This window comes from Streptomyces paradoxus, from assembly GCF_014202475.1.
GTDB lineage: Bacteria > Actinomycetota > Actinomycetes > Streptomycetales > Streptomycetaceae > Streptomyces > Streptomyces paradoxus.
The window spans coordinates 1-7826 of the sequence record NZ_JACHGV010000029.1 but is presented as its reverse complement, the minus strand read 5'-3'; the positions used below and the strand labels follow the sequence as shown (position 1 = coordinate 7826).

Here is a 7826-nt window from a genome sequence, read left to right as displayed (position 1 = left end):
AACAACTGCGGAAGCGTCCCCACCGGCACCTCGGTGGCCGTGCCGTTCCACTCCACCAGCAACCGCCGACGCTCCGCCCCGCCCAGCACCTCCACAGCACTGAGCAGCTGATCCGGCTCGGTGGCGACCGACTCCAGGACACGGGCGAGGCGCCCGGCGAGGCGTGCGACGGTGGCCGGCTCGAACAGGTCCGCGGCCGCGATCAGCACGCCGCGCAGTCCTGCGGGACGGCCTTCGGCGTCGAAGACCTCGCCGACGCTCACGTCCAGGTCGAACTTGGCCACCCCGATGCCCGCGGCCTGAGCCACCCCGGCTCCGCCGGTACGCACACCGGGCAGGTCCAGGACGGCGTCGGCGTTGTTCTGCACCGCGAGGGTGACCTGGAACAACGGGTGCCGGGCGAGGGAACGCGTCGGCGCCAGCTCCTCGACCAGGCGCTCGAACGGCACGTCCTGGTGCGCGAAGGCGGACAGGCCCGTCTCGCGCACCCGCGCCAGCACCTCACGGAACGTCGGATTCCCGGACAGGTCCGTGCGCAGCACCAGCGTGTTGACGAAGCAGCCGACCAGGTCGTCGAGGGCTTCGTCGGTGCGTCCGGCGTTCACCGATCCGATGGGGATGTCGGTGCCCGCGCCCAGACGGGAGAGCAGCACCGCGAGCGCGCCCTGGAGCACCATGGCCACCGTCACGCCCTCGGCACGGGCCACGTCAGCCAGGCGGGAGTGGACCTCTGCCCGGACCTCCAGGGGCACGCTGTGCCCCTGGTAGCCCGCGACCGCGGGGCGCGGGTGGTCGTAGGGCAGTTGCAGCTCTTCCGGCGCACCGGCAAGGGCCTCGCGCCAGTGACCGACCTGGCGGGATATCAGGCTTTCCGGGTCCTGGTCGTCGCCGAGAAGATCGCGCTGCCACAGCGCGTAGTCCGCGTACTGCACCGGCAGCGGCTCCCATCCGGGAGCGCGGCCCACGCGTCGAGCCTCGTAGGCGGCCGAGACATCCCGTGCCAGCGGCCCGGTCGACCAGCCGTCGCCCGCGATGTGGTGGATGGTCACCACGAGGACGTGGTCCTCGGGGGCGACCGAGAACAGCCAGGCACGGATCGGGACTTCGACGGAGAGGTCGAACGCGTACCGCGTGGCACCGTCGACGGCTCCGGCCAGGTCCGCTTCCGGCACCTCGGTGACGTGCAGGCCCCACTCCAGGTCCTCGAGCTCGAGGATGTGCTGGTAGGGCTCGCCGTCGGCGGTCGCGAAGACCGTACGCAGCACCTCGTGACGGCCGATCACGTCCCGCAGCGCGGCGTTCAGCGCAGTGTCGTCCACGGCGCCGGTGAGACGTACGGCGACGGGGATGTTGTACGTGGGGCTCGGGCCCTCCAGCTCGCCGATGAACCACAGGCGGCGCTGAGCGTAGGACAGCGGCACCCGCTCCGGGCGCTCCTGCGCCGTCAGGGCCGCCCGGGCACCGTCGGCCTCGTCGATGCGCGCCGCGAGCCCGGCCACGGTAGGCGCCTCGAACAGGACGCGGATCTCCAGTTCCACGCCGAGCGCCACCCTGATGCGGCTGACGAGGCGCACGGCGAGCAGGGAGTGACCGCCCAGGTCGAAGAAGTCGTCGTCGACTCCGACTCGGTCGAGGCCGAGGACCTCGGCGAACGCGGCGCACAGGATTGCCTCGCGGGGGTTGGCGGGCCCACGGCCCGCGCCGACCGCCGCGCCGCTGTCCGGTGCGGGCAGCGCCTTGCGGTCCAGTTTGCCGTTGCTCGTCAGCGGCAGCGCGTCCAACGCCACGACGGCCGACGGCACCATGTGTCCGGGCAGTCGCTGGGCGGTGAACTTCTTTACTGTGGACGTGAGTTCGTCCGCGTCGGCGTCCTCGTCCCGGGGGACGAGGTAGGCGATCAGGCGCGGGTCGCCGGGGGTGTCCTCCCGGACGACGACCGCGGCCTGGGCGACGTGCGGGTGTGCGGTCAGGACGGACTGCACCTCGCCCGGCTCGATCCGGAATCCGCGGATCTTCACCTGGTCGTCGGTGCGGCCCAGGAACACCACCTGGCCGTCGGCCGTCCACCGCGCGCTGTCGCCCGTGCGGTACATGCGCTCGCCGTCGACGCCGTACGGGTTGGCCACGAACCGCTCTGCGGTCAGGTCGGGGCGGCGCACGTACCCGCGAGCGAGCTGGGCACCCGCGAGGTACAGCTCGCCGACGACGCCCGGCGCGACGGGGCGCAATGTGCCGTCGAGCACGTACAGCCGGGTGTTGCCGACCGGTGTGCCGACCGGCACCACTCCGGCGGCCACCCGCTCCGCGGTCAGGCGCGTGGTGGCCACCCCGATGGTGGCCTCGGTCGGGCCGTAGTGGTTGAACACGGCGCGGTCGCCCGCAGCCGCCACGAGTTCCAGCACCCAGCCGGGCGGAGCGGCTTCACCGCCGAGCACCAGCGAGCCGCCGGGCAGGACCTTCGCCAGACCGTCGGCGGTGCCGAGGGCTGCGAGGTGGGACGGGACCGCCTTGAGGTGGTCGATGCGGTGATCGGCCAGGTAGCGGCTGACGGCTGCCGGGTCCGTGACCGCGTCCTCGTCGAGAACGTGCAGTTGGCCGCCGGACACGAGGCTGGCGAAGACCACGGTGTTGCCGAGGTCGGTGGCCTGCGCCTGGAGCAGCGCATACCGGTTCCCGGGGGTATCGAATCCGACCCGGGACGGGACGGTGGCGACGTAGTTCGCCAGGGAGCCGTGCGTGATTGCCACGCCCTTGGGGCGGCCCGTGGACCCGGAGGTGTAGATGACGTAGGCAAGCTGGTCCGGCGCGGCGACGACCTGCGGTGCGGTGTCGGGTTCCATCGACAGCTGTACGCCGACCAGCGGCTCGTCGACCGCGACCGCGCGGACCCTGCCGACGGGCAGTTCGTCGAGGATGTCCTCGGTACTGAGCAGGAGCACCGCGTGGGTGTCCGCCAGCATGAAGGAGATCCGCTCGGAGGGCTGTTCCGGCTCGATGGGCAGGTAGCCTGCCCCGGCCTTCCACACCGCCAGGATCGCGGTGATGGTCTCCACACCCCGCGGCAGGCACAGGCCCACCACGGACTCCGGCCCCACGCCCTGGCCCACCAGATAGTGCGCGAGCCGGTTCGCACGCGCGTCCAGCTCTCCGTACGACACCTCGGCACCGTCGGCGACGATCGCCACGGCGTCCGGAGTGCGGGTGGCCTGCTCCTCGAACCGGGCCGCCACCGTACCGGAGGGTATTTCGGCCGCGGTGTCGTTCCACTCCACCAGGACCCGCCGGCGCTCCCCCTCGTCGAGGACGTCCACGGCGCTCAGCCGCAGTCGCGGATCGGCGGTCACGCTGTCCAGTACGCGGGCCAGGGCGGCGGCGATCCGGTCGGCCGCCTCGGCATCGAAGAGGTCTGCGGCCACGGTGACCGTACCGCGGAACCCGGCGGGCGCCCCGTCGGCGTCGAACGCCTCGGCGACCAGCACGTCCAGGTCGAACTTGGCCGCGCTGACGCCCGCCGACATCCCGGCGGCCTGTACGTCTCCCAGCTCCAGAGCCGCCTCGATGGTGTTCTGCATCGTCAGGACGATCTGGAAGAGGGGGTGGCGTGCCATGGAGCGGGCCGGGGCGAGCTCCTCGACAAGGCGGTCGAACGGCACGTCGTCGTGAGCACTGCCCGCGAGGTCGGCATCCCGGACACGGGCGAGCACATCGGTGAAGGCCGGGTCCCCGGAGAGGTCCGCGCGCAGCACGAGGGTGTTGACGAAGCATCCGACAAGGTCGTCGAGGGCTTCGTCGGTTCGTCCGGCGTGCGCCGAACCGATGGGAATGTCGGTGCCCGCGCCCAGGCGGGAAAGGAGCACCGCGAGCGCGGCCTGGAGCACCATGAAGGTGGTGACGCCTTCGGCGCGGGCCACCTCCAGCAGCCGCGTATGCACGTCCGCGGGGATCTCCAGCGACGCGGTGTGTCCGCGGTGGGAGGCGACGGCCGGGCGGGGCCGGTCGTACGGCAGCCTCAGCTCCTCCGGGGCACCGGCCAGCGTCTCGCGCCAGTATGCGACCTGCCGGGACAGCACACTGTCCGGGTCGTCCTCGTCGCCGAGGAGTTCGCGCTGCCACAGGGCGTAGTCGGCGTACTGCACCGGCAGCGGTTCCCACTCGGGAGCGCGGCCCACGCGTCGTGCCTCGTACGCCGCCGACACATCCCGTGCCAAGGGCCCGGTCGACCAGCCGTCACCGGCGATGTGGTGCACCACCACCACGAGCACCTGCTCGTCCGACCCGGCCGGGAACAGCCAGGCACGGATCGGAACTTCGGCAGACAGATCGAACGCGTACTGCGCCGCCTCGGCCACCGCTGCGTCCAGGTCCACCGGAACGGCATCGGCGACCTGAAGCTCCCAGTCCAGCTCCGCCATTGCCAGAACGCGCTGGTACGGCTCACCGTCGGCGGCGGCGAACACCGTCCGCAGTACCTCGTGACGGCCGAGGACGTCCCGCAGCGCCGCATCCAGCGCCCCGGCGTCCAGTGCGCCCTTGAGCCGCAGCACCGTCGGGATGTTGTACGTGGCGCTCGGGCCCTCCAACTGGCCGATGAACCACAGGCGACGTTGCGTGAACGACAGCGGCACCCGCTCCGGACGCTCCTGCGCCGTCAGCGCCACCCGCGCCCGGTCGGCATCATCGACACGGGCCGCCAGCCCGGCGACCGTCGGCGCCTCGAACAGGGTGCGCAACGACAGCTCGACCCCGAGTACCGACCGCACCCGGCTCACCAGCCGTGTCGCCAGCAGGGAGTGCCCGCCGAGGGCGAAGAAGTCGTCATCGACACCGACCCTGTCCACCCCGAGGACGTGCGCGAACACCCCGCACAGAATCTCCTCGCGCACGGACGACGGTCCACGGCCGGATCCCATGCCGTATTCCGGGGCCGGCAGTGCCTTGCGGTCCACCTTCCCGTTCGGCGTCAGCGGCAGCGCGTCCAGGACCACGACCGCCGACGGCACCGTGTACTCCGGCAGCCGCTCGGCCACGAACTGCCTCATGTCCGGCACCGGTTCGCTGCTCAGGCCGTCGGCCGGCACCACGTACGCCACCAGACGCTTGTCGCCGGACATGTCCTCCCGGGCGATCACCACGGTCCGGGCCACCCAGGGGTGCGCGGCGACAGCGGCCTGGACTTCGCCGGGTTCGACCCGGAAGCCGCGGATCTTGACCTGCTCGTCCGCCCGGCCCACGAACACCAGACGGCCCTGCGCGTCCCAGCGGGCCAGGTCACCCGTGCGATACATCCGCTCACCGGCCGCACCGAACGGGCAGGCCACGAACCGCTCCGTGGTCAGACCCGCCCGGCCCGCGTACCCGCGTGCCAGACCCGCACCCGACGTGTACAGCTCGCCGACGGCGCCGACCGGTACGGGGCGCAGGCGCTCGTCGAGAACGTACACGCGTGTGCCGGAGACCGGGGTCCCGATCGGCACGTCGCCCAGGTCTGCCACGTCGGCCGGGCGAACCGTCTGCACGGCGGTGAAGGTGGTGTTCTCCGTCGGCCCGTAGCCGTTGAGGAGCTGCAGAGACGGCAGCCGGTCCAAGAGCGCACGGCAGTGTGTGGGAGAGAGCACGTCGCCGCCCGCCAGCAGTCGGCGGACGCCCCGCAGCATGTCGGGGTCCTGGTCGACCACTTCGTGGAACAGTCCGGCCGTCAGCCACAGGGTGGTGACGCGGTGGCTCGTCAGGAAGTCCCTGAGTTCGGAGAGGGACGGCGCCCCGGGCGGCGCCACTGCGAGGGTCGCACCGTTGAGCAGCGCGCCCCAGATCTCGAAGGTCGCTGCGTCGAAGGACGCCGAGGCAAGGTGGGCGACCGTGTCACCGGAGCCCAGCTCGACGTAGCCGCCGTCGCGTACCAGTCGGTCGATCGCCCGGTGCGGGACCACGGTGCCCTTGGGCAGCCCGGTGGAGCCGGAGGTGTACATGACGTACGCGGCACCGTCCGGGTGGACGGCGGCTGGGCGTTCGTCGGCTGTGAGCGCCGTGTCCGGCAGCACGGTGAGTGCGGCGGCCGTCTCCGCCGTGTCCAGCACCAAGTGCGGGAGAGCAGCGGGCAGCGCCTCGGCCGGGAGCGTGGTCGCCTCCGTGCTGAGCAGCAGGACAGGGGCGGCGTCGGCGAGCATGAACGCGATGCGTTCCGCCGGGTACGCGGGGTCGACCGGCAGGTAGGCACCGCCCGTCTTGGTGATCGCCAGCAGGCTCACCACGGCGTCGATGCCGCGTTGTGCGGCCACGGCGACCATGCACTCAGGGCCGGCCCCTCGCGCGAGCAGCAGCCGCGCGAGGCGGTTCGCGCGAGCGTCCAGCTGCGCGTACGACGTCTCGACCCCGTCGGCGACGATCGCCACGGCGTCCGGAGTCCGGGCAGCCTGCTCCTCGAACAGGTCGGGAAGGGTCGCTGCGGCGGTACGCTGACCGGTCGCGTTGTGGTCGACCAGGATCCGCCGGAGTTCGGCCCCGCCGAGCACGTCCACTGCTGCCAGCGGCAGCCGTGCGTCGTCGGCCGACTCGTCGGCCAGCGCGGTGACCAAGTTCTCCACGGTGGTACGCAACAGGGCCGAGACCGCCTGCGGGTCGATCGGGGCCACTGCGTCGATGGCCAGGCCGAGCCCGTCGCCGTCGTCGTCGACGGAGACCGAGAGCGGATAGTTGGTGGCCTCCCGGCCGAACACCAACCTGATGCCGTCGCCGGGTGCACCCTGCGATGCGGCGTCGCCCCGGGTGTCGGGTCGGCCGGTGTTGTGCCGGTAGTTGAAGAGAGAGGTGAACAGCGGGGTGTCGCCGGGCACGCCACTGGCCTGCTGGGCCAGGGCGAGCGGCGCGTGCTCGTGTTCCAGCAGGGCGGCGAGCTGGTCGCGCATCGCGGCGACCGCCGCCCACGGCGTCATGTCGTTCACGCGCACCCGTACCGGGAGGGTGTTGATGAAGGGACCCGTCACCCGGTCGGCGTCGGCCGCCGCGCTCAGGCGTCCGAGCAGCACGGTGCCGAAGACCACGTCGTCGCGGCCGCTGACCGCCGCGAGGACCCGCGCCCACGCCACGTGCATCACCGTGGCCGGGCTCGCGCCCAGCCGCCGTGCGGTCTCACGGAACCGGCCTTCGAGTTCCGGTGCGAAGCGCAGCCGTGCCCGTACCACGCCGGAGCCGTCGCCGAGCGCGTCAAGCTGTCCGTACGGGGCGGTCGGTTCGGTCACGTCGGCCAGCAGCCGGGCGAAGAACCGCTCGTGCTCGGCCTGTTCGACCCCACCGCGCGCCTGGGCGACGAAGTCGCGGAAGGGCAGGGGCTCGGGCAGCGCGTCGCCCCGGCCCGCGAGGAGCGTCCCGACTTCGTCGAGGACGAGCTCCATGCCGGTGTGGTCCTGCACCATGTGATGGACCCGGAACAGTGCGAGCCACCGGTCGGCGCCGGGTTCGGCGGCCAGGTATACGTGGACCAGCGGAGCCTGCCGCAGGTCCATCGACGTACCGGCCCGTGCGACCAACTGGGCCACCGGGTCGGTGCCCTGGGGGTCGAGCTCGACTTCCTCGACGGACAGGTGGGCCTTGCGCCATACGACCTGCACCGGCTCGCTCAGGCCTTCCCACACGATCCCGGTGCGCAGGATGTCGTGCCGGTCCACGACCTGCTGGAGTGCACGCAGGTAGTCGCCCAGCAGCTCGCGGGAGGCAAACTCGACGGCCATCGGGGTTACGTAGGCGTCCTCGCCGCCGTCGGCGAGGAGGTGGTGGAAGAGCAGACCTTCCTGGAGAGGGGCCAGCGGGTAGATGTCGGCGACGTTGGCAGC

General features: G+C 72.1%; 1 protein-coding gene. It reads right to left on the bottom strand.

Annotation, left to right across the window (positions count from 1 at the left end; genetic code table 11):
• Positions 1 to 7826, bottom strand: a 7826-nt coding sequence (locus HNR57_RS39000; protein ID WP_184568157.1) for a non-ribosomal peptide synthetase, incomplete at both ends; no start/stop codon positions are given.